General features: G+C 69.5%; 32 protein-coding genes. 5 read left to right on the plus strand and 27 right to left on the minus strand.

All coding sequences use genetic code 11. The features are described 5' to 3' along the window. Positions 1-77: 77 nt before the first annotated feature. Positions 78-1541, minus strand: coding sequence for an NAD(P)H-hydrate dehydratase (locus tag N5875_RS15675; RefSeq protein ID WP_338494393.1), 1464 nt, complete (start codon positions 1539-1541; stop codon positions 78-80). A gap of 118 nt (positions 1542-1659) precedes the next feature. Between N5875_RS15675 and N5875_RS15680 the strand changes: the two genes are divergently transcribed. Both N5875_RS15680 and N5875_RS15685 read left to right on the plus strand, forming a co-directional pair. Next, positions 1660-2223: a hypothetical protein gene (locus N5875_RS15680; RefSeq protein ID WP_318208704.1), complete on the plus strand. Its 564-nt coding sequence runs from the start codon at positions 1660-1662 to the stop codon at positions 2221-2223. Then, positions 2220-3740 (plus strand): YncE family protein, encoded by a 1521-nt coding sequence (locus N5875_RS15685; RefSeq protein WP_338494394.1) that lies wholly within the window; start codon positions 2220-2222, stop codon positions 3738-3740. Before N5875_RS15680 ends, N5875_RS15685 begins: the two co-directional genes overlap by 4 nt. Positions 3741-3868: 128 nt before the next feature. Here the strand turns inward: N5875_RS15685 and N5875_RS15690 are convergent, their stop codons facing one another. The 3 genes from N5875_RS15690 to N5875_RS15700 are packed head-to-tail and all read right to left on the minus strand — an operon-like array spanning position 3869 to position 6881. Then, positions 3869-4237, minus strand: coding sequence for a holo-ACP synthase (locus N5875_RS15690; protein ID WP_266895479.1), 369 nt, complete (start codon positions 4235-4237; stop codon positions 3869-3871). Positions 4238-4244: 7 nt separating this feature from the next. Next, positions 4245-6092: a glutamine--fructose-6-phosphate transaminase (isomerizing) gene (gene glmS / locus N5875_RS15695; RefSeq protein WP_318208702.1), complete on the minus strand. Its 1848-nt coding sequence runs from the start codon at positions 6090-6092 to the stop codon at positions 4245-4247. Between the two features lie 39 nt (positions 6093-6131). After that, on the minus strand, positions 6132-6881 hold the full coding sequence (locus N5875_RS15700; protein WP_318208701.1) for a hypothetical protein: 750 nt from the start codon (positions 6879-6881) through the stop codon (positions 6132-6134). Positions 6882-7176: 295 nt separating this feature from the next. Between N5875_RS15700 and coaA the strand changes: the two genes are divergently transcribed. Both coaA and N5875_RS15710 read left to right on the plus strand, forming a co-directional pair. Further along, positions 7177-8145: a type I pantothenate kinase gene (coaA, locus tag N5875_RS15705; RefSeq protein ID WP_318208700.1), complete on the plus strand. Its 969-nt coding sequence runs from the start codon at positions 7177-7179 to the stop codon at positions 8143-8145. An 18-nt stretch (positions 8146-8163) separates the two neighbouring features. Beyond that, a complete protein-coding gene (locus N5875_RS15710; RefSeq protein WP_318208699.1) occupies positions 8164-9111 on the plus strand; it encodes a DUF389 domain-containing protein in 948 nt (315 codons plus the stop codon). Between the two features lie 65 nt (positions 9112-9176). Here the strand turns inward: N5875_RS15710 and glmM are convergent, their stop codons facing one another. The 4 genes from glmM to N5875_RS15730 all read right to left on the minus strand — a co-directional run bounded on the left by glmM (position 9177) and on the right by N5875_RS15730 (position 13541). Next, entirely contained in the window at positions 9177-10535 is a 1359-nt protein-coding gene (glmM, locus tag N5875_RS15715; protein ID WP_318208698.1) for a phosphoglucosamine mutase, read from the minus strand. 121 nt (positions 10536-10656) lie between these two features. Beyond that, positions 10657-11169 (minus strand): 30S ribosomal protein S9, encoded by a 513-nt coding sequence (gene rpsI, locus N5875_RS15720; RefSeq protein ID WP_015035601.1) that lies wholly within the window; start codon positions 11167-11169, stop codon positions 10657-10659. Positions 11170-11213: 44 nt separating this feature from the next. After that, positions 11214-11657 (minus strand): 50S ribosomal protein L13, encoded by a 444-nt coding sequence (gene rplM, locus N5875_RS15725; protein WP_015035600.1) that lies wholly within the window; start codon positions 11655-11657, stop codon positions 11214-11216. A gap of 261 nt (positions 11658-11918) precedes the next feature. Then, the gene (locus N5875_RS15730) at positions 11919-13541 is read right to left on the minus strand and encodes an ATP-binding cassette domain-containing protein (protein ID WP_318208697.1); all 1623 of its coding nucleotides are present in this window, start codon (positions 13539-13541) and stop codon (positions 11919-11921) included. Between the two features lie 56 nt (positions 13542-13597). Between N5875_RS15730 and N5875_RS15735 the strand changes: the two genes are divergently transcribed. Beyond that, entirely contained in the window at positions 13598-14590 is a 993-nt protein-coding gene (locus N5875_RS15735; protein WP_318208696.1) for a hypothetical protein, read from the plus strand. Here the strand turns inward: N5875_RS15735 and truA are convergent. From truA to rplX, 19 genes are all read right to left on the minus strand, one after another. Further along, the gene (gene truA, locus N5875_RS15740; RefSeq protein ID WP_231072447.1) at positions 14561-15418 is read right to left on the minus strand and encodes a tRNA pseudouridine(38-40) synthase TruA; all 858 of its coding nucleotides are present in this window, start codon (positions 15416-15418) and stop codon (positions 14561-14563) included. The two genes, N5875_RS15735 and truA, sit on opposite strands and share 30 nt — an antisense overlap. A 90-nt stretch (positions 15419-15508) precedes the next feature. Then, the gene (gene rplQ / locus N5875_RS15745; RefSeq protein WP_015035596.1) at positions 15509-15973 is read right to left on the minus strand and encodes a 50S ribosomal protein L17; all 465 of its coding nucleotides are present in this window, start codon (positions 15971-15973) and stop codon (positions 15509-15511) included. Positions 15974-16136: 163 nt separating this feature from the next. After that, entirely contained in the window at positions 16137-17159 is a 1023-nt protein-coding gene (locus N5875_RS15750; RefSeq protein ID WP_024755423.1) for a DNA-directed RNA polymerase subunit alpha, read from the minus strand. 126 nt (positions 17160-17285) lie between these two features. Then, the gene (gene rpsK / locus N5875_RS15755; RefSeq protein ID WP_006376016.1) at positions 17286-17690 is read right to left on the minus strand and encodes a 30S ribosomal protein S11; all 405 of its coding nucleotides are present in this window, start codon (positions 17688-17690) and stop codon (positions 17286-17288) included. 66 nt (positions 17691-17756) lie between these two features. After that, the gene (rpsM, locus tag N5875_RS15760) at positions 17757-18137 is read right to left on the minus strand and encodes a 30S ribosomal protein S13 (protein ID WP_015035595.1); all 381 of its coding nucleotides are present in this window, start codon (positions 18135-18137) and stop codon (positions 17757-17759) included. A 191-nt stretch (positions 18138-18328) separates the two neighbouring features. Beyond that, positions 18329-18442, minus strand: a complete 114-nt coding sequence (gene rpmJ, locus N5875_RS15765) for a 50S ribosomal protein L36 (protein ID WP_003956441.1) — start codon at positions 18440-18442, stop codon at positions 18329-18331. A 62-nt stretch (positions 18443-18504) separates the two neighbouring features. After that, entirely contained in the window at positions 18505-18726 is a 222-nt protein-coding gene (gene infA / locus N5875_RS15770; protein WP_003956442.1) for a translation initiation factor IF-1, read from the minus strand. 320 nt (positions 18727-19046) lie between these two features. Then, positions 19047-19898 (minus strand): type I methionyl aminopeptidase, encoded by an 852-nt coding sequence (gene map / locus N5875_RS15775; protein ID WP_148005768.1) that lies wholly within the window; start codon positions 19896-19898, stop codon positions 19047-19049. A 96-nt stretch (positions 19899-19994) separates the two neighbouring features. Further along, entirely contained in the window at positions 19995-20642 is a 648-nt protein-coding gene (locus N5875_RS15780; protein WP_318208695.1) for an adenylate kinase, read from the minus strand. Beyond that, on the minus strand, positions 20642-21961 hold the full coding sequence (gene secY / locus N5875_RS15785) for a preprotein translocase subunit SecY (protein ID WP_318208694.1): 1320 nt from the start codon (positions 21959-21961) through the stop codon (positions 20642-20644). The genes N5875_RS15780 and secY overlap by 1 nt, the downstream gene beginning before the upstream one ends. Positions 21962-22174: 213 nt before the next feature. Further along, the gene (rplO, locus tag N5875_RS15790) at positions 22175-22630 is read right to left on the minus strand and encodes a 50S ribosomal protein L15 (RefSeq protein WP_030318646.1); all 456 of its coding nucleotides are present in this window, start codon (positions 22628-22630) and stop codon (positions 22175-22177) included. Position 22631: 1 nt separating this feature from the next. After that, the gene (rpmD, locus tag N5875_RS15795; RefSeq protein WP_015035589.1) at positions 22632-22814 is read right to left on the minus strand and encodes a 50S ribosomal protein L30; all 183 of its coding nucleotides are present in this window, start codon (positions 22812-22814) and stop codon (positions 22632-22634) included. Further along, positions 22814-23416, minus strand: coding sequence for a 30S ribosomal protein S5 (rpsE, locus tag N5875_RS15800; RefSeq protein ID WP_017239585.1), 603 nt, complete (start codon positions 23414-23416; stop codon positions 22814-22816). Before rpsE ends, rpmD begins: the two co-directional genes overlap by 1 nt. Before the next feature lie 46 nt (positions 23417-23462). Continuing rightward, positions 23463-23846, minus strand: coding sequence for a 50S ribosomal protein L18 (rplR, locus tag N5875_RS15805; RefSeq protein ID WP_015035587.1), 384 nt, complete (start codon positions 23844-23846; stop codon positions 23463-23465). 3 nt (positions 23847-23849) lie between these two features. Continuing rightward, positions 23850-24389 carry a 50S ribosomal protein L6 gene (gene rplF / locus N5875_RS15810; protein ID WP_015035586.1) on the minus strand — a complete coding sequence of 180 codons (540 nt, stop codon included), beginning with the start codon at positions 24387-24389 and terminating at the stop codon, positions 23850-23852. 21 nt (positions 24390-24410) lie between these two features. Beyond that, positions 24411-24809, minus strand: coding sequence for a 30S ribosomal protein S8 (rpsH, locus tag N5875_RS15815; protein ID WP_015035585.1), 399 nt, complete (start codon positions 24807-24809; stop codon positions 24411-24413). A 206-nt stretch (positions 24810-25015) separates the two neighbouring features. After that, positions 25016-25201: a type Z 30S ribosomal protein S14 gene (locus N5875_RS15820; protein WP_003948630.1), complete on the minus strand. Its 186-nt coding sequence runs from the start codon at positions 25199-25201 to the stop codon at positions 25016-25018. Between the two features lie 5 nt (positions 25202-25206). Continuing rightward, positions 25207-25764 carry a 50S ribosomal protein L5 gene (rplE, locus tag N5875_RS15825; protein WP_106975815.1) on the minus strand — a complete coding sequence of 186 codons (558 nt, stop codon included), beginning with the start codon at positions 25762-25764 and terminating at the stop codon, positions 25207-25209. Continuing rightward, a complete protein-coding gene (rplX, locus tag N5875_RS15830) occupies positions 25761-26072 on the minus strand; it encodes a 50S ribosomal protein L24 (protein WP_015035583.1) in 312 nt (103 codons plus the stop codon). Before rplX ends, rplE begins: the two co-directional genes overlap by 4 nt. Positions 26073-26074: the final 2 nt, after the last annotated feature.

The following is a 26074-nucleotide window of genomic DNA, read 5'->3' on the forward strand; positions in this document are numbered from 1 at the left end:
GGGGGCGGGGCGAGGGGGCGGGGCGCAGCCCCGAGGGGGGCGCCGGGGGCGCAGCCCCCGGGACAACAGACTTCCCCCTACCCCCCCGCCGTCACATCCCGCCACGCACCCCCCAGCGCCCCCGCCACCTCCCCCGCCGTCACCGGCCCGCCCCCCGACGCCCGCCGGGCCGCCAGGCCGTGCAGGTACGCCGCGCACGACGCCGCGTCCACCGGCCGCATCCCCGCCGCGAGCAGCGACCCCGCGAGGCCCGACAGGACGTCCCCGCTTCCCGCCGTCGCCAGCCACCCCGTCCCGGTCGGGTTCACCCGCACCGCGCCACCCACGGCGGCCGACGTCCCCGCCCCGCACACCAGCGTCGTCGACCCCTTGAGCAGCACCGTCGCCCCGAACCGCGCCGCCAGTTCCCGTACCGCCGCGAGCCGCCCCCTCTCCACGTCCTCCCGGGTCACGCCGAGCAGCGCCGCCGCCTCCCCCGCGTGCGGGGTGAGCACGGTCGGCGCGCTGCGGGCCCGTACGAGCGAAGGGTCGAGCCCCCGCAGCCCGTCCGCGTCCACGAGCACCGGCACGTCCGAGGCGAGGACCTCCGCGACCCCCGGCCCGTCGCCGAGCCCCGGCCCGACCACCCACGCCTGCACCCGCCCGGCACGGTCCGGCGGCCCCGGGTGGACCAGGGTCTCCGGGTGCGCCGCGATCACCGCGTCCGCCGCTGGCCCGACGTACCGCACCGCCCCCGCACCGCCCCGCAGCGCCCCCTCGACGGCGAGCACCGCCGCCCCGGGGTAGCGCGCGGACCCGGCGACGACGCCGAGCACCCCGCGCCGGTACTTGTCGCTCTCGGCGCCCGGTAGGGGCAGCAGCCGCGCCACGTCCTGGTGCTGGAGCGCCTCCAGGTCGGCCACGCCCGGCAGTTCGCCGCCGAGCCCGATGTCGACGAGCCGCAGCGCGCCCGCGTAGGACCGCGCCGGATCGACGAGCAGGCCCGGCTTGTACGTCCCGAAGGTCACCGTCACGTCCGCCCGCAGCGCCTCCCCCGCCACCTCCCCCGTATCCGCGTCGACGCCGCTCGGCAGGTCGACGGCGACGACGACGGCATCGGAGCCGCGCGCGGCGCGGGCGACGGGCACGGCGTCGGGCCGGAGCCCGCCCTGCCCGCCGATGCCGGTGATGCCGTCGAGGACGAGATCGGCGGCGGCGAGCGGTTCGAACGGATCGTCGTGGGCGCTGTCCACGACCCGGCCACCCGCCGCCCGCAGCGCCGCGAGCCCGCCCTCGTGGGCGCGGTCGCCGAGGAGGACGGCGGTGACTCCGGCGCCGCGCCGGGCGAGCCTGGCGCCGGCGTAGAGGGCGTCGCCGCCGTTGTCGCCGCTGCCGACGAGGAGGACGACTCTCGCCCCGTACACCCGCCCCTTTCCGAGGAGGGAGCAGCAGGCGGCTGCGAGTCCGGCGGCGGCTCGTTGCATGAGCGCGCCTTCGGGGAGTCGGGCCATGAGGGCGGCTTCGGCGGCTCGTACGGTCTCCACGCGGTAAGCGGTACGCATGGTCGCAGTCTGCCGCAGTCCTCAAGCCCCCGCTCGGAGGCGTGGGTTGACGCCCCCTCATCGATCAACTTAGGTTTGCCTTACCTAAATAACCAGCTCCCGGAAGGCCGGCTTCGCCATGCGCACCCGCACCCTCACCCGCTCCGCCCTCACCCTCGCCTCCGCCGCCGCCCTCACCCTCGGCCTCGCCTCCACCGCCTCCGCCGCCACCACGAACCGCACCGTCACCGACGGCACCCGCACCTACAACCTCTCGCTCACCGCCCCGAACACCGCCTCCGCCGCCGGCACCAACGTCACCGTGACCGGCTCCGGCTACAACCCCGACCAGGGCGTCTACGTGGGCCTCTGCGCGATACCCGCGGGGGTGAACACCGCCGACCCCAGCACCTGGAACAACAAGCCCACCCCCTGCCTCGGCGGCCAGGACGAGACCGGCACGACCGGCGCCTCCCACTGGGTGAACAGCGACTGGTACTGGATGTCCCCGTCCAACTCCTCCCCGTTCACGGAGTCCGGCGGCCTCGGCTCCTTCTCCGTCCAGATCCACGTCAAGGCCAAGCTCTCCGACACCGTCACCTGCGGCCAGTCGGGTGTGACCTGCGCGATCGTCACCCGCGCGGACCACTTCGACAGCTCCGACCGGAAGTACGACGTCTACGTGCCGGTGACCTTCCAGTGAGAACCGCCCTCCTCACGACCGCCGCCGTGCTCGCCCTCACGGGCACGGCGGCGGTCGGGCCGGCCACGGTAGGGCCGGCCACGGTAGGGCCGGCCACCACCCCGGCAGCGGCCCCCGCCCCGCTCCACGAGAACCTCCGCACCCTCACCCCGCCCCTGGGCGCGGCCCTCGACGCCGAGGTCGACCCGGCCGCCGACCGGCTGTACGTCAGCAGCAGCGACGGCTCGGCCCACCGCCTCACGGTGTACGACACGGCCACCGGCGCCCCCGTCGGAGACCCGGTCGAACTCCCGGCCCCCGCCACGGTGATGGCCCTCGGCGCGCCCGGCACCCTCTACCTCGGCCTGTCCACCCGTATCGCCGTCTACGACACCGCGAGCCGCACCGTCACCGACCACCGGCTGCCGGTCGAGGGCAGCGTGAGCCTCCTCGCCGCCGACCCGGGGCAGGGACGGCTGTACGTCGGCAACCAGGCCGCCAGATCCGTCACCGTCCACGACACCGGGACCGGCACGGTCGTCGGCACGCCCGTCGTCCTGCCCTTCCACCCGGCCGGACTCGCCGTGGACACCACGAGCCACACGGGGTACGCGACCTATGTCGGCGGCGCCGTCGAGAACGGCTCCGTCGTCTACCGGAACATCCTCAACGCCGTCGACGGCACCACCGGCCGCCTCACCGGCGCCGTCAGCCTGGGCACGACCGCCCTCGGCAGCATGGGCGTCACCGTCGACCCGACCGGCCGCACGGGATACGTGGCCAACCTCGCCGCCGGTACGGTCTCGGTCGTCGACCTGGCCGCACTGGAGGTCACCGGCAGCCTCACCGTCGACGGCAACCCGAAGGCCCTCGCGTACGACCCGGGGACGACCACCCTGTACGCGGCCCGCACCGGGGCCTCGTCCGTGGCGGTCGTCGACCCGAAGGCGGGCACGGTGACGGAAACGATCACCACGGGCGAACGCCCGGCGGCCCTCGCCCTGGACCCGGCGGAGCACACGCTCTACACGGTGGCGGGCGGCGCGGTGACCCAGACGGTACGGAGGGCCCCGACGCCCCCGGAACCGACACCGACCCAGGAGCCGACGGACCCGACGCCGACGGACCCCACGACGCACCCGGCCCCGAGCCCGACAGGCGCCTCGCCGACGCCCACGTCCACAGCCACGTCCGCAGCCCCACCCACACCCGCACCCACCTCGACGTCCGTCTCACCGACGACGACCGCCCCGAGCCCCGGACAGACGCCGCCCCCGACGGACTCACCCTCCCCGGCCGCCACCACGGGAGGCACCACCGGCGGCATCAATGAAGGCACCGCCCAAGGCACTGCCCAAGGCACCGGCCAAGGCACCCGCGGCCTCGCCGCCACCGGCAGCCGCACCCTCCCCATCGCCCTCACCGCGGCGAGCCTCGCCGCCCTCGGCGGCACGGCCCTGATCCTGACCCGCCGCCGAGCGGCACAGGAAGGGACGGTAGGGACGGAAGGGACGGAAGGTACGGCCACCACCCCCTAGACGCGCGCGGCACTCACACCCGACGCCGGCCCTGGCAGCCGCGCGCACACGGCCAGGGGCCCGACCGTTTCCTTCCCGACGGCCGGGCCCCTGGTCCGTACATCCCACGCCCATGCCCACGCCCACGCCTACGCCTCCGCGATCACCACCGCGGACGCCACCCCCGCGTCATGGCTCAGCGACACGTGCCAGTGCTTCACGCCCAGCTCCGCGGCCCGCGCCGCCACCGTCCCGCTCACCCGCAGCCGTGGCTGCCCGGTGCCCTCGACGTACACCTCGGCGTCCGTCCAGTGCAGCCCGCCCGGCGCGCCGAGCGCCTTCGCGAGGGCCTCCTTCGCGGCGAACCGCACCGCGAGGGACGCGGGCCCGCGCCGCTCGCCGCTGGGGAGCAGCAGCTCCCGTTCGACGAAGAGGCGCTGGAGCAGCCCCGGTGTCCGTTCGATCGACGCGGCGAACCGGTCGATCTCGGCCACGTCGATCCCCACCCCAATGATCATTTCCCACTCACTCCACGGTCACGGACTTCGCCAGGTTGCGCGGCTGGTCGACCTCGTTGCCCCGCGCGGTGGCGAGCTCACAGGCGAAGACCTGGAGCGGCACCGTGGAGACCAGCGGCTGGAGCAGCGTAGGCGTGGCCGGGATGCGGACGAGGTGGTCGGCGTACGGGACGACGGCCTCGTCGCCCTCCTCGGCGATCACGATGGTGCGGGCGCCTCGTGCCCGGATCTCCTGGATGTTGGAGACGATCTTGTCGTGGAGGACGGAGCGGCCCTTGGGCGAGGGCACGACCACGACGACCGGCAGGTCCTCCTCGATGAGCGCGATCGGCCCGTGCTTGAGCTCTCCGGCGGCGAAGCCCTCGGCGTGCATGTACGCCAGTTCCTTGAGCTTCAGGGCGCCTTCGAGCGCGACGGGGTAGCCGACGTGCCGGCCGAGGAAGAGGACGGTGTCCTTGTGCGCGAGGGAGCGGGCGAGGGCCCGGACGGGCTCCATGGTCTCCAGGACCCGCTCCACCTCGTCGCCGATCCGGGCGAGCTCGCGGACGACGGCGTGGATCTCGTCGCCCCACTTGGTGCCGCGCACCTGACCGAGGTAGAGCGCGAGGAGGTAGCAGGCGACGAGCTGGGTGAGGAAGGCCTTGGTGGAGGCGACGGCGACCTCGGGCCCGGCGTGGGTGTACAGCACGGCGTCGGACTCGCGCGGGATCGTCGAACCGTTCGTGTTGCAGACGGCGAGCACCTTGGCGCCCTGCTCGCGCGCGTGCCGCAGCGCCATCAGCGTGTCCATCGTCTCGCCCGACTGGGAGATGGCGATGACGAGGGTGCGCTGGCCGAGGATCGGGTCGCGGTAGCGGAACTCGCTGGCGAGCTCGACCTCGCAGGGGATGCGGGTCCAGTGCTCGATGGCGTACTTGGCGATGAGACCGGCGTGGAAGGCGGTGCCGCACGCGATGATGACGATCTTGTCTGCCTCGCGGAGCACGGCGTCGGGGATGCGCACCTCGTCGAGGGTGAGCCGGCCGGCGCCGTCGATCCGGCCGAGGAGGGTGTCGGCGACCGCCTTGGGCTGCTCGGCGATCTCCTTGAGCATGAAGTAGTCGTAGCCGCCCTTCTCGGCGGCGGAGGCGTCCCAGTCCACATGGAAGGCGCGGACGTCGGCGGGGACCCCGTCGAAGTCGGTGACGGTGACGCCGTCCCTGGTCAGCTCGACGACCTGGTCCTGGCCGAGTTCGATGGCCGAGCGGGTGTGGGCGATGAACGCGGACACGTCGGAGGCGAGGAAGTTCTCGCCCTCGCCGACGCCGACGACGAGCGGCGAGTTCCGGCGGGCGCCGACGACCACGTCCGGCTGGTCGGCGTGCACGGCGACCAGGGTGAAGGCCCCGTCGAGCCGCCGGCACACCAGCCGCATGGCCTCCGCGAGGTCCCCGGCGGAGGAGAACTCCTCGGCGAGGAGGTGGGCCACGACCTCGGTGTCCGTCTCGGACAGCAGGTCGTGGCCGCGCTCGGCCAGCTCGTCCCGGAGGGCGGCGAAGTTCTCGATGATGCCGTTGTGGACGACGGCGACGCGCCCGGCGTTGTCCAGATGCGGGTGCGCGTTGGCGTCGGTCGGCCCGCCGTGGGTGGCCCAGCGGGTGTGTCCGATGCCCACGGACCCGCCGGCGAGCGGCCGGTCCACGAGCTCCTTCTCCAGATTGACGAGCTTGCCCGCCTTCTTGGCCGCGGCCAGCCCTCCGTCGGAGAGCACCGCGACACCGGCCGAGTCGTAGCCCCGGTATTCGAGCCTCTTGAGGCCCGCGACCACCACATCAAGCGCCGACTGCCCGCCGACGTATCCCACGATTCCGCACATGACGGCAGCCTACGGCCGCGGGCGCCCGAAGGGCCGGAGTCAGGACAGCTTGGCGGCCTGCGCGTCGATGACGGCCTGCGGCAGCGCCTTGACCCCGCCGGGAGCGAGGCTGATGGTGGAGAACGAGGCCAGCGTGTTGCCCTGGCGCAGGACGACCAGCTTGCTGACGAACGGCTCGCCCTCCATCTCGGAGGTGACGGTGAAGGCGACGGCCTCCTCACCGGCGGTGACGGTCTCCGGGGCGACCTTGCCGACCTTGGTCTTCTCCTTGAGGTGGACGACGGTGAAGCCGCCCGCGCACTCCGCGCCGGCCTTCTTCACCGAGGCGAAGGCCTCCTGGGCACCCTGTCCGTCGTACGAACCGAGAGTGACGGCCGTCATCCGGACACCGAGCCCGCCGAGGAGCGCGTCCTCCGGAGAGGCCGACGCGTCCTTCTTCGGCTCTTCGAGCACCTTGCGCTGCGTCGACGCGGCGGGCGAGCCGGGCGAGATGAAGGACATGGCGTGGGCGATCGGCGCGCAGGCGGCCTTGTCGGCGGTGACCTGGGCCGCCGGCACGACGTCCCCGGTGTCGGCCTTCGTCACCTGGTGGCCCTTGACGTCGGCGGTCGCGACGATCAGCTTCTCCAGCTCGGCGGCGGACAACGCCTTCGCCGCGGGCGCGCTCGTGGCGGAGGCGCTGGGGGCACCGGAGGCCTTGCCCTTGTCGTCGCTCTTCTCCCCGCCGCCGCACGCGGTGACGAGCAGGGCGAAGGAGACGGCGGTGGCGGCGACGGCGGCACTTCTCATGGACGTACGCATGGGTGGTGGCTCTCTGCTTCTCTTCGTGATCATCGTGCCGCCCGCTGGGGCGGCTCCCCCCGCGTGAAGAACAGCAGCCCACGCGGCGTCAAGCAGGATCACCCTAGGGCAGCGGTACGACAACCGCTTTTGTCGCGTGACCCACCCCGGGCCACGTTTGTCGCGTGACCCACCCCACGGCCACGTTTGTCGCGTGACCCACGCCACGCCCACCTTTGTCGCGTGACCCACCCCACGGCCACCCCACGGCCCACGGAGCCGTGCGACCCCCGACAATGGCGGGGTGATCACTTCGCCGCCACGAAGCGCCAACGGCACGACGCCCTACGTCGACCTCACCCGCGCCGAGTGGAGCGCCCTGCGCGACAAGACCCCGCTCCCCCTCACCGCCGACGAGGTCGAGCGGCTCCGCGGCTTCGGGGACGTCATCGACCTCGACGAGGTGCGGGACATCTACCTCCCGCTGTCCCGGCTGCTCAACCTGTACGTACAGGCCACCAGCGGACTGCGCGGCGCCCTCAACACCTTCCTCGGTGAGAGCGCCGAGCAGCGCGGCACCCCCTTCGTCATAGGAGTGGCCGGTTCGGTCGCCGTCGGCAAGTCGACGGTCTCCCGTCTCCTCCAGGCCCTCCTCGCCCGCTGGCCGGAGCACCCGCGCGTGGAGCTGGTCACCACGGACGCCTTCCTCTACCCGATGGAGGAGCTGAGGTCCCGCGGCCTGATGTCCCGCAAGGGCTTCCCCGAGTCGTACGACCGCCGGGCCCTGACCCGGTTCGTCGCGGACATCAAGGCGGGCAAGGACGAGGTCACGGCCCCGGTCTACTCGCACCTCATCTACGACCGCGTCCCCGGCGAGCGCCTCGTCGTCCGCCGCCCGGACATCCTCATCGTCGAGGGCCTCAACGTCCTCCAGCCGGCCCTGCCCGGCAAGGACGGCCGTACCCGGGTCGGCCTCGCCGACTACTTCGACTTCTCGGTGTACGTGGACGCCCGCCCGGAGGACATCGAGCGCTGGTACCTCAACCGCTTCCGCAAGCTGCGTGACACCGCCTTCCAGGACCCCGACTCGTACTTCCAGCGCTACACCCAGGTCTCCGAGGACGAGGCCCTCGACTACGCCCGCACCATGTGGCGGACCATCAACAAGGTGAACCTCCTGGAGAACGTGGCCCCGACGCGCGGCCGGGCGACGCTCGTCGTCCGCAAGGGCCCCGATCACAAGGTGCAGCGGCTGAGCCTCCGGAAGCTCTGACCTCCGTACGCTCTCCCCATGCTTCATCTCCGGTTGATCGTCCCGCCCGACCGCACCCCGGCCGCGGTCGAGGTCATCGAGTCCACGGTCGGCACCACCCATCTGGTCGTGCTGCCCGGCGCGGCCCGCGACCCCTCGGGCGACGTGGTCATGTGCGACGTGGCCCGCGAGGCCGGCGACGAACTCCTCAAGGGGCTCCGCGGGCTGAGGATCGATCAGGACGGCTCCATCGCGGTCGGGAACATCGATCTCTCCCTCTCCACGCGCGCGGACCGCGCCGAGAAGGAGGCCCCGGGAGAGCCGGCGGACGCGGTCATCTGGGAGCAGCTGACGGGCGCGACGCACGAGGAGTCGACGCTCTCGATCACGTACAGCGCGTTCATGATCCTGGCGACGATGATCGCGGCCTGCGGTGTCGTCCTGGACAACGCGATCCTGATCGTGGGCGCCATGGCGGTGGGCCCGGAGTTCGGCCCGCTCGCCGGCGTCTGTACGGCGGTGGTGCGGCGCGCGCCGAGGCTGGCGGCGCGCTCGCTGATCGCGCTGCTCGTCGGTTTCGCCGCGGCGATCGTGGCGACGACGGTGTTCAGCCTGGGGATGGACGCGCTGGACCTGTTCAGCAAGGACCAGTTGGACGCGCCCCGACCGAACACCAGCTTCATCTGGCAGCCGGACCCGTTCTCCTTCGTCGTGGCGCTGCTCGCGGGCGTGGCCGGCACCCTCTCCCTGACGTCCTCGAAGTCCGGCGCCCTGGTGGGCGTGGCCATCTCGGTGACGACGGTCCCGGCGGGCGCGAACGCGGCGGTGGCGCTGAGCTACGGCGAACTCGGCCAGATGTGGGGCTCGATCGAACAGCTGCTGCTGAACCTGTTCGGCATCATGCTGGCCGGTGTCCTGACCCTGTACGGGCAGAAACTCCTCTGGCGCACCCAGCGCGGCCACTGGCGCCGCGCGCCGAAGGCCTGAAACAGACAAGGGCCCCCACCACACCGGTGGGGGCCCTCAACTGCATGACGATGCCTCAGAAGAGCTTAGCCCAGCGCCGACTTCACGACGTCCGCGAGCCGCTGCGCCACCGCGCGGGCCTGCTCGATGTCCGCGGCCTCGACCATGACGCGGACCAGCGGCTCGGTGCCGGAGGAGCGGAGCAGGACACGGCCGGTGGAGCCCAGCTCGCGCTCGGCCTCGGTGACGGCCGCGGCGAGCTCGCCGGAGGTGGTCACCCGCGACTTGTCGACGTCCTTCACGTTGATGAGGATCTGCGGCAGCCGCTCCATCACCCCGGCCAGGTCGGCGAGGGACTTGCCGGTGGCGGCGACCCGGGCGGCCAGCATGAGGCCGGTGAGGGTTCCGTCGCCGGTGGTGGCGTGGTCGAGCACGATGACGTGCCCGGACTGCTCGCCGCCGAGCGCGAAGCCGTGCTCCTTCATGGACTCCAGGACGTAACGGTCGCCGACCGCGGTCTGGACGAGGGTCAGGCCCTCGCGCTCCATGGCGAGCTTGAAGCCCAGGTTCGACATGACGGTCGCGACGACGGTGTCACCGCGCAGCGCCCCGGCCTCGCGCATGGCGAGGGCGAGCACGGCGAGGATCTGGTCGCCGTCGACCTCGTTGCCCGCGGCGTCCACGGCGAGGCAGCGGTCGGCGTCGCCGTCGTGCGCGATGCCCAGGTCGGCGCCGTGCTCGACGACGGCGGCCTTCAGCAGGTCCAGGTGGGTGGAGCCGCAGCCGTCGTTGATGTTGAGGCCGTCCGGCTCGGCACCGATGGTGACGACCTCGGCACCGGCGCGGGCGAAGGCCTCGGGCGAGACGCGGGCGGCGGCGCCGTGGGCCTCGTCGAGGACGACCTTCAGGCCGTCGAGACGGTTCGGGAGGACGGCGATGAGGTGGGCGACGTACGTGTCGAAGCCCTCGTCGTAGTCACGGACCCGGCCGACGCCGGCACCGGTCGGGCGCTCCCAGGGGGCGCCGGTGCGGTGCTCCTCGTACACGGCCTCGATCTTGTCCTCGAGGTCGTCGGCGAGCTTGTGGCCGCCGCGCGCGAAGAACTTGATGCCGTTGTCGGGCATGGCGTTGTGGCTGGCGGAGAGCATCACGCCGAGGTCGGCGCCGAGGACGCCGGTGAGGTGGGCCACGGCCGGGGTGGGCAGCACGCCGACGCGCAGCACGTCGACGCCGGCGCTGGCGAGCCCGGCCACGACGGCGGCTTCGAGGAACTCTCCGGACGCGCGGGGGTCACGTCCGACCACCGCGGTCGGCCGATGGCCCTCGAAGGTGCCCGCCTCGGCGAGCACGTGTGCCGCCGCGACCGACAGACCGAGCGCGAGCTCCGCCGTCAGGTCCGCGTTGGCCACACCGCGCACGCCGTCCGTGCCGAAGAGTCGTCCCACAGCTGTCCTCCGAGAAATACGTGCCCAAGCTGATGAAAGGTGCAAAAGGTTATGAAAAAACGTACGCCCCGACGGCACGGGCAGTGCCGCCGGGGCGTACGAAAGCAGACCGAGCAGGCGATTAACGCTTGCTGTACTGCGGAGCCTTACGGGCCTTCTTGAGACCGGCCTTCTTGCGCTCGACCGCACGGTCGTCGCGGGAGAGGAAGCCGGCCTTCTTCAGCGCCGGGCGGTTGTTCTCGACGTCCGCCTCGTTCAGCGCACGGGCCACGCCGAGGCGCAGGGCGCCGGCCTGGCCGGAGACACCGCCACCCGCGATGCGGGCGATGACGTCGTAGCGGTTGTCCAGCTCGAGCACCTTGAAGGGCTCGTTGACTTCCTGCTGGTGAACCTTGTTCGGGAAGTAGTCCTCGAGCGTACGCCCGTTGATCTTCCACTTGCCGGTGCCCGGAACGATCCGGACGCGGGCGATGGCGTTCTTGCGACGGCCCAGGCCGGCGGCCGGCTGCGGGTCGCCGAAGCGGGACGCGAGCGACTCGGAGGTGTACTCACCCTCGACGAGCTCGGTCTCGGTGGTGTACTCCTCGACGCCCTCGAACTCGTCGACGGGGGTCTCGGGGGTGGTCTCGGCCACGATGCTCCTCAGATTTCTTTCGTTCTTAGGGGGTGTGGCCGGAACTACTGCGCGACCTGGGTGATCTCGAACGGGACCGGCTGCTGCGCAGCGTGCGGGTGGTTCTCGCCCGCGTAGACCTTCAGCTTCGAGAGCATCTGGCGGCCCAGGGTGTTCTTGGGGATCATGCCCTTGATGGCCTTCTCGACGGCCTTCTCGGGGTTCTTGTCCAGCAGCTCGTCGTAACGGACGGAGCGCAGACCACCCGGGAAGCCGGAGTGGCGGTACGCCAGCTTCTGGGTCTTCTTGTTACCGGACAGGTGGACCTTGTCAGCATTGATGATGATGACGAAGTCGCCCATGTCCATGTGGGGGGCGTAGACCGGCTTGTGCTTGCCTCGCAGGAGGTTCGCAGCCGTGGTCGCCAGACGGCCCAGGACAACGTCCTGCGCGTCGATGATGTGCCACTGGCGAGTGACATCGCCGGGCTTGGGGCTGTACGTACGCACTTCGTAGCCTTCGCTTCTTCAGTGGATGGAGTCCAGACACACCTGAAGCGATCATGCAGCTGGGGCCTGCACTGCCGGGGCACTGCCCGTATGCGAGCCACTGGTAACTGCTCCAGGGAACCTGCGTAAGGGCCCTTCGCGTGAAAACGACGAAGCCAATACGCATAACAAACCGCAACACTACCCGCGCCACCCCGGACGGGTCAAAACGCCGCGAGGCCGCGCCTCACCGCGCCCGCTCCACCCGCCGACCACCCGAGGTCACCGCGCACGCTCGACCCGCCGCTCGTCCCACACCGGCTCCGTCGTCTCCCGTACGACCCCGTCCGACCCGAAGACCAGGAACCGGTCGAACGACTTCGCGAACCACCGGTCGTGGGTCACGGCCAGCACCGTCCCGTCGTACGACTCCAGCCCGTCCTGCAGGGCCTCCGCCGACTCCAGGTCCAGGTTGTCCGTCGGCTCGTCGAGGAGCAGCGCCGTCGTGCCCGCCAGCTCCATGAGCAGGATCTGGAACCGCGCCTGCTGCCCGCCCGAGAGCTTGTCGAACGGCTGGTCGCCCTGCCGCTCCAGCTCGTACCGCCGCAGCATCGACATCGCCCCGCCCCGGTCCTTGGCGTGCTCCGTCCACAGGATGTCGACGAGCGGCCGCCCGGTCAGCTCCGGATGCGCGTGGGTCTGGGCGAAGTGCCCCGGCACCACCCGAGCGCCCAGCTTCCACGCACCCGTGTGGGCGACGGACGGGTCCCCCGCGAGCAGCCGCAGGAAGTGCGACTTACCCGACCCGTTCGAGCCGAGGACGCCGACCCGCTCGCCGTAGAAGATCTCCAGGGAGAAGGGCTTCATCAGCCCGGTCAGCTCAAGGTTCTCGCAGGTCACAGCACGTACACCGGTGCGGCCGCCGCGCAGCCGCATCTTGATGTCCTGCTCGCGCGGCGGCTCCGGCGGCGGTCCCGCCTCCTCGAACTTCCGCAGCCGGGTCTGCGCCGCCGCGTACCGCGAGGCCATGTCGTGGCTGACCGCGGCCGCCTGCCGCAGGTTGACGACGAGCTTCTTCAGCTGGGCGTGCTTCTCCTCCCAGCGCCGCTTCAGCTCCTCGAAGCGCGCGAACCGCTCCCGGCGCGCCTCGTGGAAGGTGTCGAACCCTCCGCCGTGCACCCACACGTCCGAGCCGGCCGGGCCGGGCTCGACCGCGACGATCTTCTGCGCGCCCCGGGACAGCAGCTCCCGGTCGTGAGAGATGAACAACACGGTCTTACGGGTCTCCCGCAGCCGCTCCTCCAGCCACCGCTTGCCGGGGACGTCGAGGTAGTTGTCCGGCTCGTCGAGGAGCAGCACCTCGTCGGTACCGCGCAGCAGCGACTCCAGGACGAGCCGCTTCTGCTCACCGCCGGAGAGCGTCCTGACCTCCCGGAACTGCGCCTTCTCGTACGGGACGCCGAGCGCGGCCATCGTGCACATGTCCCAGAGGGTCTCGGCCTCGTACCCCTGCACCTCGGCCCAGTCGCTGAGCGCCTGCGCGTACTTCATCTGCGCGGCCTCGTCGTCGACGGTCATGATCAGGTGCTCGGCCTCGTCGACGGCCTTCGCGGCCTCCCGGATCCGGGGCTGCGCCACCGAGACCAGCAGGTCGCGCACGGTGGACGCGTCGCGCACCGAGCCGACGAACTGCGGCATCACACCGAGCCCGCCGCTGACCCTGACGGTGCCGCCGTGCGGCTGGAGCTCCCCGGAGATCAGCCGGAGCAGTGTGGTCTTGCCGGCGCCGTTGGCCCCGACGAGGGCGACGACGGCGCCCTCCCCGACCCGGAAGGAGGCGTCCCCGAGCAGGATCCTCCCGTCGGGCAGGTAGTACTCAAGATGCGCGGCCTCGACATGTCCCATGAGGTGCATTGTCACCGCCCGCGTCGCCGGGGCCCAACCGGTTTAGGATGCGCGGCATGAGCTTTGGGGGACCGCAGTGGCCGCAAGAGCCGCAGCAGGGCGGGCAGCAGGGGCACGGACAGCAGCCGCAGCAGGGGTACGGGCAGCAGGGCTACGGGCAGCCTCAGGGGTACGGGCAGCAGGGATACGGGCAGCAGCCCGGCCAGGGGCAGGCACCGGCACCCGACCCCTTCCCGGGCGCCCAGGGCGGCGGGGCGACCCCCGACTGGGGCGCCCTGGCCGACGCCTCGGCCTCCCGTAACCGCCGCAAGCGCTGGCTGATCATCGGCGGCGGCGCGGTGGCCGCCCTGGTCGTCGGCGCGATCGTCGCCACCGCCGTGGTGGCCTCCGGCAAGAAGAACGACGAGGCCAAGAACGGCGGGGTGCCCACCGGCACGGTCTCCCCCACCGCGGCGCCGACCCCGGAGCCGACCTTCTCCTCGGTGGCACCGCCGCCCCCGCCGAACCCGAAGGACTACATCTCGGACCCGAAGAAGGACAAGGCTCCGCTCTCCGCGGAGGGCCTCTTCCCGGGCAAGAAGCTGACGATGAACAAGCGCCCGTACACCAAGGGCGCGACCTCGGCGACGACCGACTGCGCGGCCGTCACCCAGGGCGGCCTCGGTGCCGTCCTGAAGAAGAACGGCTGCCAGCGGGTGCTCCGCGCCACCTATGTGAAGGACGGCGTGGCGATCACCGTCGGCGTCGCCGTGTTCCCCTCGGAGGCCGCGGCCCTGAAGGCGAAGAACCAGGCCACCGGCGGTATCGCCCCGCTGGCCGGCGCGGGCGTACGTGACTTCTGCCACGCCACGGTCTGTCTGCGCCGCTCGAACTCGATCGGCCGCTACGCCTACTTCACCCAGGCCGGCTTCTCCAACGGCAAGAAGGTCACCAAGGCCGACAAGCCGATCTTCCAGGCCAGCGACGACCTGGGCACCTTCGCCTTCAACCAGATCTACGCCCGCGGCAAGGCCCAGGCCTCAGCAGCAGCCGGCGCTCCCGGGGAGTGACCGCTTGTTCCTGGCCTCCAGATTGCGGGCGGCCAGGAGCTCGTCGGCCGGGTAGCCGACCTCTTCGAGGGTGAGGCCGTGCGGCCGTACGACGTGCACGGCCGAGTCCCGCACACCGGCCGCGAGCACCTTGCCCGGCCAGTCCACGGGCCGGTGCCCGTCGCCGACGAAGAGCAGGGCGCCGACCAGCGAGCGGACCATGTTGTGGCAGAAGGCGTCGGCCTTCACGGTGGCTTCCATCACACCGTCGGGCCGCCGCTCCCACCGCAGCTCCTGGAGGGTGCGGATGGTGGTGGCACCCTCGCGCCGCTTGCAGTACGCGGCGAAGTCGTGCTCGCCGACGAGCGCGGCGGCGGCCTCGTTCATGGCGTCCATGTCGAGGGCCCAGTCGTGCCACAGGACGTGCCCGCGCTGAAGCGGGTCGACCCCGCCGGGATTGTCGGTGACGCGGTACGCGTAACGGCGCCAGATCGCGGAGAAACGCGCGTTGAAGCCGCTGGGGGCCTCGGTCAGGGACCAGACCCGCACGTCGTGCGAGAGGCGCCCCGCGAGCCGCCTGAGCAGCTTGTCGCGGTGCTCGGCCCACAGCTCGACGGGCAGGTCGACATGCGCGACCTGGCCGCGCGCGTGCACCCCGGAGTCGGTCCGGCCGGCCACGGTCAGCTCGTACGTCTCCGTCGACCGGGTCACGGTCCGCAGCGCGGCCTCGATGTCCCCCTGCACGGTCCGCTGCCCCTGGGACTGCTTGGCCCAGCCGGAGAAGTCCTTGCCGTCGTACGACAGGTCAAGCCGAACCCGTACGAACCCGTCCTGCACGTCATCGCTCACGCGTCAATCCTCTCGAAACCATCAAGCACGGGAACGGGCCCGCACCCCAAGGGGTACGGGCCCGCACACGGGAACAGTCGGTCGGAACGCTTACGCGTCCTTCGACTCCTCGGCCGGAGCCTCGGCGGCCGCGTCGGCCTCCTTGACGGCGCGCACGGTGGCGGCCTCGGCCTCGGCGACGGTCGCCTTCTTGGCGATCTCGCCCTCGACCAGCTCGATCACGGCCATCGGGGCGTTGTCGCCACGACGGTTGCCGATCTTGGTGATACGGGTGTAGCCACCCGGGCGCTCGGAGTAGCGCGGGGCGATCTCGGTGAAGAGGGTGTGGACGATGCCCTTGTCGGTGATCGTCTGCAGCACCAGGCGACGGTTGTGGATGTCGCCCTTCTTCGCCTTGGTGATCAGGCGCTCGGCGACCGGACGCAGGCGACGGGCCTTGGCCTCGGTGGTGGTGATGCGGCCGTGCTCGAAGAGCGACTTCGCCAGGTTGGCGAGGAGCAGCTTCTCGTGCGCGGCGGAACCGCCGAGGCGGGCACCCTTCGCGGGACGCGGCATGGTGTTTCTCCTTGTGATCTGCACCGGCCGTATGAGGTACCGATGTCAGTGTCCGAGCGGGCGGTCACCCGTCGGAGACCCCGCGCCCCCTCAGGGGCGCGGGGAACTGCGCGACCAGCCACAGCCGGCCCGCAGCCAAATCTGGACCGTCGGTCCCGAGCTCTTAGTACTGCTCGGTCTCGACGAACCCGGCATCCGCGTCATCGTCCGCGCCAAACGCGTCCGCGGCGGCGGTCGGGTCGAATCCGGGCGGCGAGTCCTTCAGCGCGAGGCCCATACCGGCCAGCTTCGCCTTGACCTCGTCGATCGACTTCGCACCGAAGTTGCGGATGTCGAGCAGGTCCGCCTCGGAGCGCGCCACGAGCTCACCCACGGAGTGGATGCCCTCACGCTTGAGGCAGTTGTACGAACGAACGGTGAGCTCGAGCTCCTCGATCGGCAGCGCGAGGTCGGCGGCGAGGGCGGCGTCCGTGGGGGACGGGCCCATGTCGATGCCCTCGGCGTCGATGTTGAGCTCGCGCGCCAGACCGAACAGCTCGACCAGGGTCTTACCGGCGGACGCCATGGCGTCACGCGGGCGCATGGCCTGCTTGGTCTCGACGTCGACGATCAGCTTGTCGAAGTCGGTGCGCTGCTCGACACGGGTCGCCTCGACCTTGTACGTGACCTTGAGCACCGGGGAGTAGATGGAGTCGACCGGGATACGGCCGATCTCCTGGCCCGCCTGCTTGTTCTGCACGGCGGAGACGTAGCCGCGACCGCGCTCGACGGTCAGCTCCATCTCCAGCTTGCCCTTGCCGTTGAGCGTGGCGAGGACGAGGTCGGGGTTGTGCACCTCGACACCGGCCGGGGGCGCGATGTCGGCGGCGGTGACCAGACCCGGGCCCTGCTTGCGCAGGTACATCACGACCGGCTCGTCGTGCTCCGAGGAGACGACCAGCTGCTTGATGTTGAGGATGAGGTCGGTCACGTCCTCCTTGACGCCCGGCACGGTGGTGAACTCGTGCAGGACACCGTCGATGCGGATGCTGGTGACAGCGGCACCCGGGATCGAGGACAGGAGGGTACGGCGGAGGGAGTTGCCGAGGGTGTAGCCGAAGCCCGGCTCCAGCGGCTCGATCACGAACCGGGAGCGGAACTCGTCGACGACCTCTTCGGTCAGCGAAGGACGCTGAGCGATAAGCATGTGTTCAATCCTTCAGTCGTGGACGCCCACTATTTGACGCCCGACGGAATGCTGCGTACTGCAAGGGTACGGGCGGCACGGTCCGAAGAGCCGTACCGCCCGAAGTCCTGATCAAGCAGCCGTGCGTCAGACGCGGCGGCGCTTGGGGGGACGGCAGCCGTTGTGCGGCGTGGGGGTGACGTCCTGGATCGAACCGACCTCGAGGCCCGTGGCCTGGAGGGAGCGGATCGCGGTCTCGCGGCCGGAGCCCGGACCCTTGACGAAGACGTCAACCTTGCGCATGCCGTGCTCCTGCGCGCGGCGAGCGGCCGACTCGGCGGCCATCTGCGCGGCGAACGGAGTCGACTTGCGCGAGCCCTTGAAGCCGACGTGGCCGGCGGAGGCCCAGGAGATCACGTTGCCCGCGGGGTCCGTGATCGAGACGATCGTGTTGTTGAACGTGCTCTTGATGTGCGCGTGGCCGTGAGCGACGTTCTTCTTTTCCTTGCGGCGCACCTTCTTGGCAGCGCCCTGACGACCCTTGGGGGGCATCTATAACTCCTACGGGAGGTGGTCGGTCCTACAGCGAAGACCGCTTGGTCAAGCGTCCGCTGAGGACTACTTCTTGCCCGGCTTCTTCTTGCCGGCGATGGCGCGACGCGGGCCCTTGCGGGTACGAGCGTTCGTGCTGGTGCGCTGGCCGCGGACGGGCAGGCCACGACGGTGGCGCAGGCCCTGGTAGCAGCCGATCTCGACCTTGCGGCGGATGTCGGCGGCGATCTCGCGGCGGAGGTCACCCTCGGTCTGGAGGTTGGCGTCCACGTACTCGCGGATCTTGACGAGGTCTTCCTCGGCAAGGTCGCGGACACGGGTGGACGGGTTCACGCCGGTCGCGGCGAGGATCTCCTCGGACCGGGTACGCCCGATGCCGAAGACGTAGGTGAGTGCGACCACCACACGCTTTTCGCGCGGGATGTCAACACCGGAAACGCGTGCCATTCAATGGCTCCTGTGTTCTCGGGGGTCTGCTGCAGAACCGTTCCCGGCTGCCGTATGAGGTACAGGTCGGGTCCCCGGCCCCCGCCGGAGGTGCCGTCAACCGTGCGAACACGGCCCGACGGGCTCTGCGTATGTACGTATTGCTATGCGTCGCGCGAAGAACTGCGAAGTTGCAGGTCGGTCGGCGTGCGTCAGCCCTGGCGCTGCTTGTGGCGCAGGTTGTCGCAGATGACCATGACCCGGCCGTGACGGCGGATCACCTTGCACTTGTCGCAGATCTTCTTGACGCTCGGCTTGACCTTCATGGGTGTGAGGTTCTCCGGGTCAGTGCCATCACCCGCGCGTGAAGGCGGGGTGCGGGCAAGATCTACTTGTACCGGTAGACGATCCGGCCACGCGTCAGGTCGTACGGAGAAAGCTCCACGACGACCCGGTCGTCCGGAAGGATTCGGATGTAGTGCATCCGCATCTTGCCGGAGATGTGCGCGAGGACCTTGTGACCGTTCTGGAGCTCCACCTTGAACATGGCGTTCGGGAGGGACTCGATCACGGTGCCCTCGATTTCGATGGCACCTTGCTTCTTGGCCACGCTTCGCCTTTCGAATCGGCTACCTTGATCGACTCTCGCCGCCGCATGCGGACACACGGGTACACGAGAGCCGACGCATCAGTCTACGTCAGGCCCCAGGAAAAGACGAATCGGGAAGTCTGCCCACCCGAACTGATCCTTACGCAAGGCACCACACCGTAGAAAACTCAAAGCTACTCCTGCGCGAGCGCAGACGCGCCCACTACGCCAACGGGACCCAATCCCGACGCCCCTCTCGCGGGCTCGGCGCCCGGGGGCGCCTCACAAGCTTCGAGGAGCTGCGCCGGCCTCCGACCGACGAACCGGGAGCGGCCCGCTCGCTACGCCAGCGGGTCCGGCGCCGCCGTCACGCCCAGCTCCGCCAGCTTCGCCTTGCCCCCGTCGACCGCGGTCAGGACCAGGGGGCCCTCCTCGGTCAGGGCGATCGAGTGCTCCCAGTGGGAGGACCAGGTGCCGTCCGTGGTGATGACGGTCCAGTCGTCCTTCAGGACCTCCGTCTGCGGGGTGCCCAGGGAGACCATCGGCTCGATCGCCAGGCACAGGCCGGGGACCAGCTTCGGGCCCTTGCCGCGCTTGCGGGAGACGTAGTTCAGCAGGTGCGGGTCCATGTGCATCTCGGTGCCGATGCCGTGGCCGCCGTAGTCCTCGATGATCCCGTACCGGCCCAGGCTGTGGTCGCCCACGGCGGGACGCGGCTGGCGCTTGATGTACGTCTCGATCGCCTTCGAGATGTCGACCAGACGGTTGCCGAGCCTCATGGCCGCGATGCCGGCCCACATCGACTCCTCCGTGACACGGGAGAGCTCGACGAGCTCGGGCGCGTGCCCGGTGCCCACGAAGGCCGTGTAGGCCGCGTCACCGTGCCAGCCGTCCACGATCGCGCCCGCGTCGATGGAGATGATGTCGCCGTCCTTGAGGACGGTCTTGTCGTCGGGGATGCCGTGGACGACGACCTCGTTCACCGAGGTGCAGATCGTCGCGGGGAACCCGCCGTACCCGAGGAAGTTCGACTTCGCCCCGTGGTCGGCGATGACCTTCCGCGCGACCTCGTCGAGATCGCGGGTCGTGGCGCCCGGCACGGCCGCCTCACGGGTCGCCGCGTGAATGGCGGCGACGACCAGCCCCGCCTCGCGCATCTTCGCGATCTGCTCGGGGGTCTTGATCTGCACCATCGTGGCCGCGGCCTTTCCATCGAGTACGGGGAACAGAACAACGATACGGCCGCGGCGCCCCTGAGGGGCACCGCGGCCGTATCGGACGAACCAGGGCTACTTCTTGAGCGCGGCCATCGCCTTCGCGGTGACCTCGTCCACCTTGCCGAGCGCCGAGATCGTCTCCACCAGGTTCTGCGACCGGTAGTAGTCGATGATCGGCTCGGTCTCCGTGTGGTAGACCTCCAGGCGCCGGCGGACGGTCTCCTCGGAGTCGTCGTCGCGCTGGTAGAGCTCGCCACCGCAGGCGTCGCAGACGCCCGCGGTCTTCGGAGCGTTGTACGTCACGTGGAAGACGTGCGCACTGTCGTTGCGGCAGATGCGGCGACCCGCGATCCGCTTCACGACCTCGTCCTCGGGGACCTCCAGGTCCAGGACCGCGTCCAGCTGGACGTGTCCCGCCTTGAGGATCTCGTCGAGAGCCTCGGCCTGGGCCACGTTGCGCGGGAACCCGTCGAGCAGGAAGCCGTTGACGGCGTCCGGCTGCTCCATACGGTCCTTGGCCATCCCGATCGTCACGGAGTCCGGCACGAGCTGGCCGGCCTTCATGTACGACTGCGCCTCGAGCCCGAGCGCCGTGCCCTGCGAGATGTTGGCACGGAACAGGTCACCCGTGGAGATGTGCGGGATTTCCAGGTTCTTGGCAAGGTACGCGGCCTGCGTGCCCTTGCCCGCACCGGGCGGTCCGACGAGGACGATTCGCATCAGCGGAGGAACCCTTCGTAATTGCGCTGCTGGAGCTGGCTCTCGATCTGCTTCACGGTCTCCAGCCCCACACCCACGATGATGAGGATGCTCGTCCCACCGAAGGGGAAGTTGGCATTGGCGCCACCGAAGCCTGCCAACGCCATCGTCGGCACAAGAGCGATCAGACCCAAGTACAGCGAGCCCGGCCAAGTGATCCGGTTGAGCACGTAGCTCAGATACTCGGCAGTAGGTCGACCAGCCCGGATACCCGGGATGAAGCCACCATACTTCTTCATGTTGTCCGCGACTTCCTCGGGGTTGAACGAGATCGCCACGTAGAAGAAGGCGAAGAACACGATCAGGAGGAAGTACGTCGCGATGTAGTAGGGGTGGTCACCCTTGACGAAGTGGGCTTCGATCCAGGTCTTCCACCCTGCGGTGGAGTTCGAGAACTGCGCGATCAAGGCCGGGATGTAGAGCAGCGACGACGCGAAGATGACAGGAATCACACCCGCCTGGTTCACCTTCAGCGGGATGTACGTGGACGTACCGCCGTAGGAGCGCCGGCCGATCATGCGCTTCGCGTACTGCACCGGGATGCGGCGCTGGGCCTGCTCGACGAAGACCACGAGGGCCACCATCACGAAGCCGATGAGGATGACGGTGCCGAACTCGATCCAGCCCTTGGCGAGCTTGCCGCTCTCCTTGATGGCCCACAGGGCGCCCGGGAAGCCGGCGGCGATCGAGATGAACATCAGGATCGACATGCCGTTGCCGATGCCGCGGTCGGTGATGAGCTCACCGAGCCACATGACGACACAGGTACCGGCGGTCATGGTGAGGACCATGACGGCGATGGTGAAGACGGACGGGTCGGGTACGACCTGGTTGGCCACGGAGCAGCCACTGAACAGCGCACCGCTCTTGGCGGTGGCCACGAGACCGGTGCCCTGCAGCACGGCGAGGGCGACCGTCAGGTACCGCGTGTACTGCGTGATCTTGGCAGTACCCGACTGGCCCTCCTTCTTGAGGGCTTCGAGGCGCGGGATCACGACGGTCAGCAGCTGCAGGATGATGCTCGCCGTGATGTACGGCATGATGCCGAGCGCGAAGATGGTGATCTGGAGCAGCGCCCCGCCACTGAACATGTTGACCAGGCCGAACAGGCTGTTGTTGCCCTCGCTGGCCTGCTTGACACACTGCTGGACGGCCTCGTACTTGACGCCAGGGACCGGGATGTGGGCCCCGAGGCGGTACAGCACGATGATGGCGAGCGTGAAGAGCAGCTTCTTGCGCAGGTCGGGCGTCTTGAACGCCCGGGCGAACGCGGTGAGCACGGTGCCTCCTGCGACCCCCGCGCTATGCGTCAAGGGTGACGGTCTTGAGGTTCGACGATTGGGTATCGGTCATCAATCCCGTGCGGGCATACCGCACGGAGCCTAGACAGTGCACGCCACCTTACCGGCGACCATGCCCCCCTAGGAACGACCAATCGGGGATGCCCCTTTTGGGAGGCATCCCCGATCGGATGTTCAAGCCATCGAGTCGTCTCAGACGAGCTCGGTGACGGTGCCGCCGGCGGCGGCGATCTTCTCCTTGGCGGAGCCGGAGACGGCGTCGACCGTCACCTGCAGCGCCACGGTGATCTCGCCGGTGCCGAGCACCTTGACGAGCTGGTTCTTGCGAACCGCACCCTTGGCGACCAGATCGGCCACCGTGACCTCGCCACCCTGCGGGTAGAGCGCGGTCAGCTTGTCCAGGTTCACGACCTGGTACTCGGTGCGGAACGGGTTCTTGAAGCCCTTGAGCTTCGGCAGACGCATGTGGAGGGGCATCTGCCCACCCTCGAAGCGCTGCGGAACCTGGTAACGGGCCTTCGTGCCCTTGGTACCACGACCGGCCGTCTTACCCTTCGACGCCTCACCACGACCGACACGGGTCTTCGCGGTCTTGGCACCGGGGGCGGGACGGAGGTTGTGGGCCTTCAGCGGGTTGGTCTCCGCCATGTCAGTCAACCTCCTCGACCGTCACGAGGTGGCGGACGGTGTGCACCATTCCGCGGAACTCGGGGCGGTCCTCCTTGACAACCACGTCGTTGACCTTCTTGAGGCCAAGCGAACGCAGGGTGTCGCGGTGGTTCTGCTTGCTGCCGATGTACGACTTCGTCTGCGTGACCTTGAGGCGAGCCATTACGCACCCGCCCCAGCACGCGCACGGAGCAGAGCCGCGGGAGCGACGTCCTCGAGGGGCAGACCACGGCGAGCCGCGATCTCCTCGGGACGCTGCAGGCCCTTGAGGGCCGCCACGGTCGCGTGCACGATGTTGATCGCGTTGTCGGAGCCGAGCGACTTCGACAGGATGTCGTGAACGCCGGCGCACTCGAGCACGGCACGCACCGGGCCACCGGCGATAACACCGGTACCGGGGGAAGCCGGCTTGAGCAGGACGACGCCCGCGGCCTTCTCGCCCTGGATCGGGTGAGGGATGGTGCCCTGGATGCGCGGAACCTTGAAGAAGTTCTTCTTGGCTTCCTCGACACCCTTGGCGATGGCCGCGGGAACTTCCTTGGCCTTGCCGTAACCGACACCTACGGTGCCGTCACCGTCGCCCACCACGACCAGCGCGGTGAAGCTGAAGCGGCGACCACCCTTGACAACCTTGGCGACGCGGTTGATCGCGACAACGCGCTCAACGTACGCGGTCTTCTCGGCGGCAGCGCCACCGTCGCGGCCCTTCCGGTCCCGCCGCTCGCCGCCACCGGCACCGCTTCCGCGGCGCTGGGGTCCAGCCATTGGATTTACCTCTCTCTGTTACGTCCGTTAGTCCCGGAACCGGGGCTTAGAACTTCAGCCCGGCTTCGCGGGCGGCGTCAGCCAGAGCGGCAATGCGCCCGGCGTACCTGTTGCCACCACGGTCGAACACGACAGCCTCGACACCAGCGGCCTTGGCGCGCTCGGCGACGAGAGCTCCGACCTGCTTGGCCTGCGCGGACTTGTCACCCTCGCCACCACGGATCGACGCGTCCAGGTTCGACGCGGACGCAAGGGTGTGACCCTTGAGGTCGTCGATGACCTGAGCGGTGATACCGCGGTTCGAACGCGTCACGACGAGGCGCGGACGCTCCGCCGTACCCGACACGTTCTTGCGGATGCGGATGTGGCGGCGCGCCTTGGCGGCACGCTTGTAAGCGTCGCCCTTGGCGATCTTCACACCGTATGCCATGGCTTACTTACCAGCCTTTCCGACCTTGCGGCGGATGACCTCGCCGGCGTACTTGACGCCCTTGGCCTTGTACGGGTCGGGCTTCCGCAGCTTGCGGATGTTCGCCGCGACCTCGCCGACCTTCTGCTTGTCGATGCCCTCGACCGAGAACTTGGTCGGCGACTCGACCTTGAACGAGATGCCCTCGGGCGCCTCGACCAGGATCGGGTGGCTGTAGCCGAGCTGGAACTCCAGGTTGGAGCCCTTCGCGGCGACGCGGTAACCGACACCGCTGATCTCGAGCGCCTTCACGTAACCCTGGGTCACGCCGGTGATCATGTTGGCCACCAGCGTGCGGGACAGGCCGTGAAGGGCCTTGTTCTGACGCTCGTCGTTCGGACGCAGGACGTTGAGCACGCCCTCCTCGCCCTTAACGATGTCGATCGGCGCGGCGACGGTGTGGGTCAGGGTGCCCTTGGAACCCTTGACCGTGACCGTGCGGCCCTCGATGGTGACGTCCACGCCGGCGGGAACCTGGATAGGCAGCTTGCCAATACGCGACATGAGCTTTCCTTCCTTTCCCGACTACCAGACGTAGGCGAGGACTTCCCCACCTACGCCCTTCTTGCCTGCCTGCTGGCCGGTCAGGAGACCGTGGGACGTGGAGATGATCGCCACGCCCAGGCCGCCGAGGACCTTCGGCAGGTTGGTGGACTTCGCGTAAACCCGGAGACCGGGCTTCGAGATCCGCTTGATGCCCGCGATGGAGCGCTCACGGTTCGGACCGAACTTGAGCTCGAGGACGAGGTTCTTGCCGACCTCGGCGTCCTCGACCTTCCAGCCCGTGATGAAGCCCTCCTGCTGGAGGATTTCCGCGATGTGAGACTTGATCTTGCTGTGCGGCATCGTCACGGAGTCGTGGTATGCCGAGTTCGCGTTACGCAGACGAGTCAGCATGTCCGCGATCGGATCAGTCATGGTCATGAATTGGCCTTCGGCCTCTCTCGCCGGGGTTTCCAGTGCGCCATCCCTCTCCCCACACAGGGGCGGGACGGGTGCGGCGCGGGGACCTACGGCGTAGTAAGTCGTACGGGCGGCGGACGCCCAACCCTCCTAGCCTAAGCCATGGAGGCCTGGGCGTCCGCCAACCCAGTGCTTACCGAGAGACTCCGGTCATCCCAAGTAAGGGATTACCAGGAGCTCTTGGTCACGCCCGGCAGCTCGCCACGGTGAGCCATCTCACGAAGGCACACGCGGCACAGGCCGAACTTGCGGTACACGGAGTGGGGTCGACCACAACGCTGGCAGCGCGTGTAGCCACGCACGCCGAACTTGGGCTTGCGGGCAGCCTTCGCGATGAGAGCCTTCTTCGCCATCTCGCTTACGCCTCCTTGAACGGGAAGCCGAGGTGACGCAGAAGGGCACGGCCCTCGTCGTCGTTGGTCGCCGTGGTCACCACGGTGATGTCCATACCCCGGACACGGTCGATCTTGTCCTGGTCGATCTCGTGGAACATGACCTGCTCCGTGAGACCGAAGGTGTAGTTGCCACGCCCGTCGAACTGCTTGGGGGACAGACCACGGAAGTCGCGGATGCGCGGAAGCGCGAGCGACAGGGTGCGGTCCAGGAACTCCCACATGCGGTCGCCACGGAGGGTGACGTGCGCACCGATCGGCTGACCCTCACGCAGCTTGAACTGCGCGATGGACTTGCGAGCCTTGGTGACGGCCGGCTTCTGACCGGTGATCGTGGTCAGGTCACGGACGGCACCGTCCATGAGCTTCGAGTCACGGGCGGCGTCGCCGACACCCATGTTGACCACGATCTTCACGAGGCCGGGAACCTGCATGACGTTCTCGTAGGAGAACTCCTCACGCAGCTTGCCCGCGATCTCCTCGCGGTACTTCGTCTTGAGACGCGGAGTGGTGGTAGCCATCAGATGTCCTCACCCGTCCGCTTGGCAACGCGGATCTTGTTGCCCTCGTCGTCGAAGCGGTAGCCGACACGCGTGACGACCTTCTTGCCGTCCTTCTCCACGACCAGCTGGACGTTGGAGACGTGGACCGGAGCCTCGGTCGTGACGATGCCACCGGCCTGCGACGGGCCGGCCTTGGTGTGCTTCTTGACCCGGTTGACACCCTCGACGAGGACGCGGTTCTCACGGGGGAAGGCCGTGATGACCTTGCCCTGCTTGCCCTTGTCCTTACCGGTGATGACCTGGACCAGGTCGCCCTTCTTGATCTTCATGC

The sequence above is a fragment of the Streptomyces sp. SJL17-4 genome (genome assembly GCF_036826855.1).
Classification (GTDB): domain Bacteria; phylum Actinomycetota; class Actinomycetes; order Streptomycetales; family Streptomycetaceae; genus Streptomyces.

Excerpts from the sequence above, each read along its gene's own strand:
- rplQ (WP_015035596.1), bottom strand. The coding sequence starts at position 15,973 with ATGCCGCGTCCCGCGAAGGGTGCCCGCCTCGGCGGTTCCGCCGCGCAC.
- rplF (WP_015035586.1), bottom strand. The coding sequence starts at position 24,389 with ATGTCGCGTATTGGCAAGCTGCCTATCCAGGTTCCCGCCGGCGTGGAC.
- N5875_RS15675 (WP_338494393.1), bottom strand. The coding sequence starts at position 1,541 with ATGCGTACCGCTTACCGCGTGGAGACCGTACGAGCCGCCGAAGCCGCC.
- map (WP_148005768.1), bottom strand. The coding sequence starts at position 19,898 with ATGGTGCAGATCAAGACCCCCGAGCAGATCGCGAAGATGCGCGAGGCG.
- N5875_RS15700 (WP_318208701.1), bottom strand. The coding sequence starts at position 6,881 with ATGAGAAGTGCCGCCGTCGCCGCCACCGCCGTCTCCTTCGCCCTGCTC.
- N5875_RS15820 (WP_003948630.1), bottom strand. The coding sequence starts at position 25,201 with ATGGCGAAGAAGGCTCTCATCGCGAAGGCTGCCCGCAAGCCCAAGTTC.
- rplO (WP_030318646.1), bottom strand. The coding sequence starts at position 22,630 with ATGGCGGAGACCAACCCGCTGAAGGCCCACAACCTCCGTCCCGCCCCC.
- N5875_RS15780 (WP_318208695.1), bottom strand. The coding sequence starts at position 20,642 with ATGCGAATCGTCCTCGTCGGACCGCCCGGTGCGGGCAAGGGCACGCAG.
- glmS (WP_318208702.1), bottom strand. The coding sequence starts at position 6,092 with ATGTGCGGAATCGTGGGATACGTCGGCGGGCAGTCGGCGCTTGATGTG.
- rplX (WP_015035583.1), bottom strand. The coding sequence starts at position 26,072 with ATGAAGATCAAGAAGGGCGACCTGGTCCAGGTCATCACCGGTAAGGAC.
- rpmJ (WP_003956441.1), bottom strand. The coding sequence starts at position 18,442 with ATGAAGGTCAAGCCGAGCGTCAAGAAGATCTGCGACAAGTGCAAGGTG.
- rpsM (WP_015035595.1), bottom strand. The coding sequence starts at position 18,137 with ATGGCACGCGTTTCCGGTGTTGACATCCCGCGCGAAAAGCGTGTGGTG.
- N5875_RS15735 (WP_318208696.1), top strand. The coding sequence starts at position 13,598 with ATGAGCTTTGGGGGACCGCAGTGGCCGCAAGAGCCGCAGCAGGGCGGG.
- rpmD (WP_015035589.1), bottom strand. The coding sequence starts at position 22,814 with ATGGCTCGCCTCAAGGTCACGCAGACGAAGTCGTACATCGGCAGCAAG.
- rplR (WP_015035587.1), bottom strand. The coding sequence starts at position 23,846 with ATGGCATACGGTGTGAAGATCGCCAAGGGCGACGCTTACAAGCGTGCC.
- rpsE (WP_017239585.1), bottom strand. The coding sequence starts at position 23,416 with ATGGCTGGACCCCAGCGCCGCGGAAGCGGTGCCGGTGGCGGCGAGCGG.
- N5875_RS15680 (WP_318208704.1), top strand. The coding sequence starts at position 1,660 with ATGCGCACCCGCACCCTCACCCGCTCCGCCCTCACCCTCGCCTCCGCC.
- N5875_RS15690 (WP_266895479.1), bottom strand. The coding sequence starts at position 4,237 with ATGATCATTGGGGTGGGGATCGACGTGGCCGAGATCGACCGGTTCGCC.
- rpsH (WP_015035585.1), bottom strand. The coding sequence starts at position 24,809 with ATGACCATGACTGATCCGATCGCGGACATGCTGACTCGTCTGCGTAAC.
- N5875_RS15730 (WP_318208697.1), bottom strand. The coding sequence starts at position 13,541 with ATGGGACATGTCGAGGCCGCGCATCTTGAGTACTACCTGCCCGACGGG.
- N5875_RS15710 (WP_318208699.1), top strand. The coding sequence starts at position 8,164 with ATGCTTCATCTCCGGTTGATCGTCCCGCCCGACCGCACCCCGGCCGCG.
- rpsK (WP_006376016.1), bottom strand. The coding sequence starts at position 17,690 with ATGCCCCCCAAGGGTCGTCAGGGCGCTGCCAAGAAGGTGCGCCGCAAG.
- N5875_RS15750 (WP_024755423.1), bottom strand. The coding sequence starts at position 17,159 with ATGCTTATCGCTCAGCGTCCTTCGCTGACCGAAGAGGTCGTCGACGAG.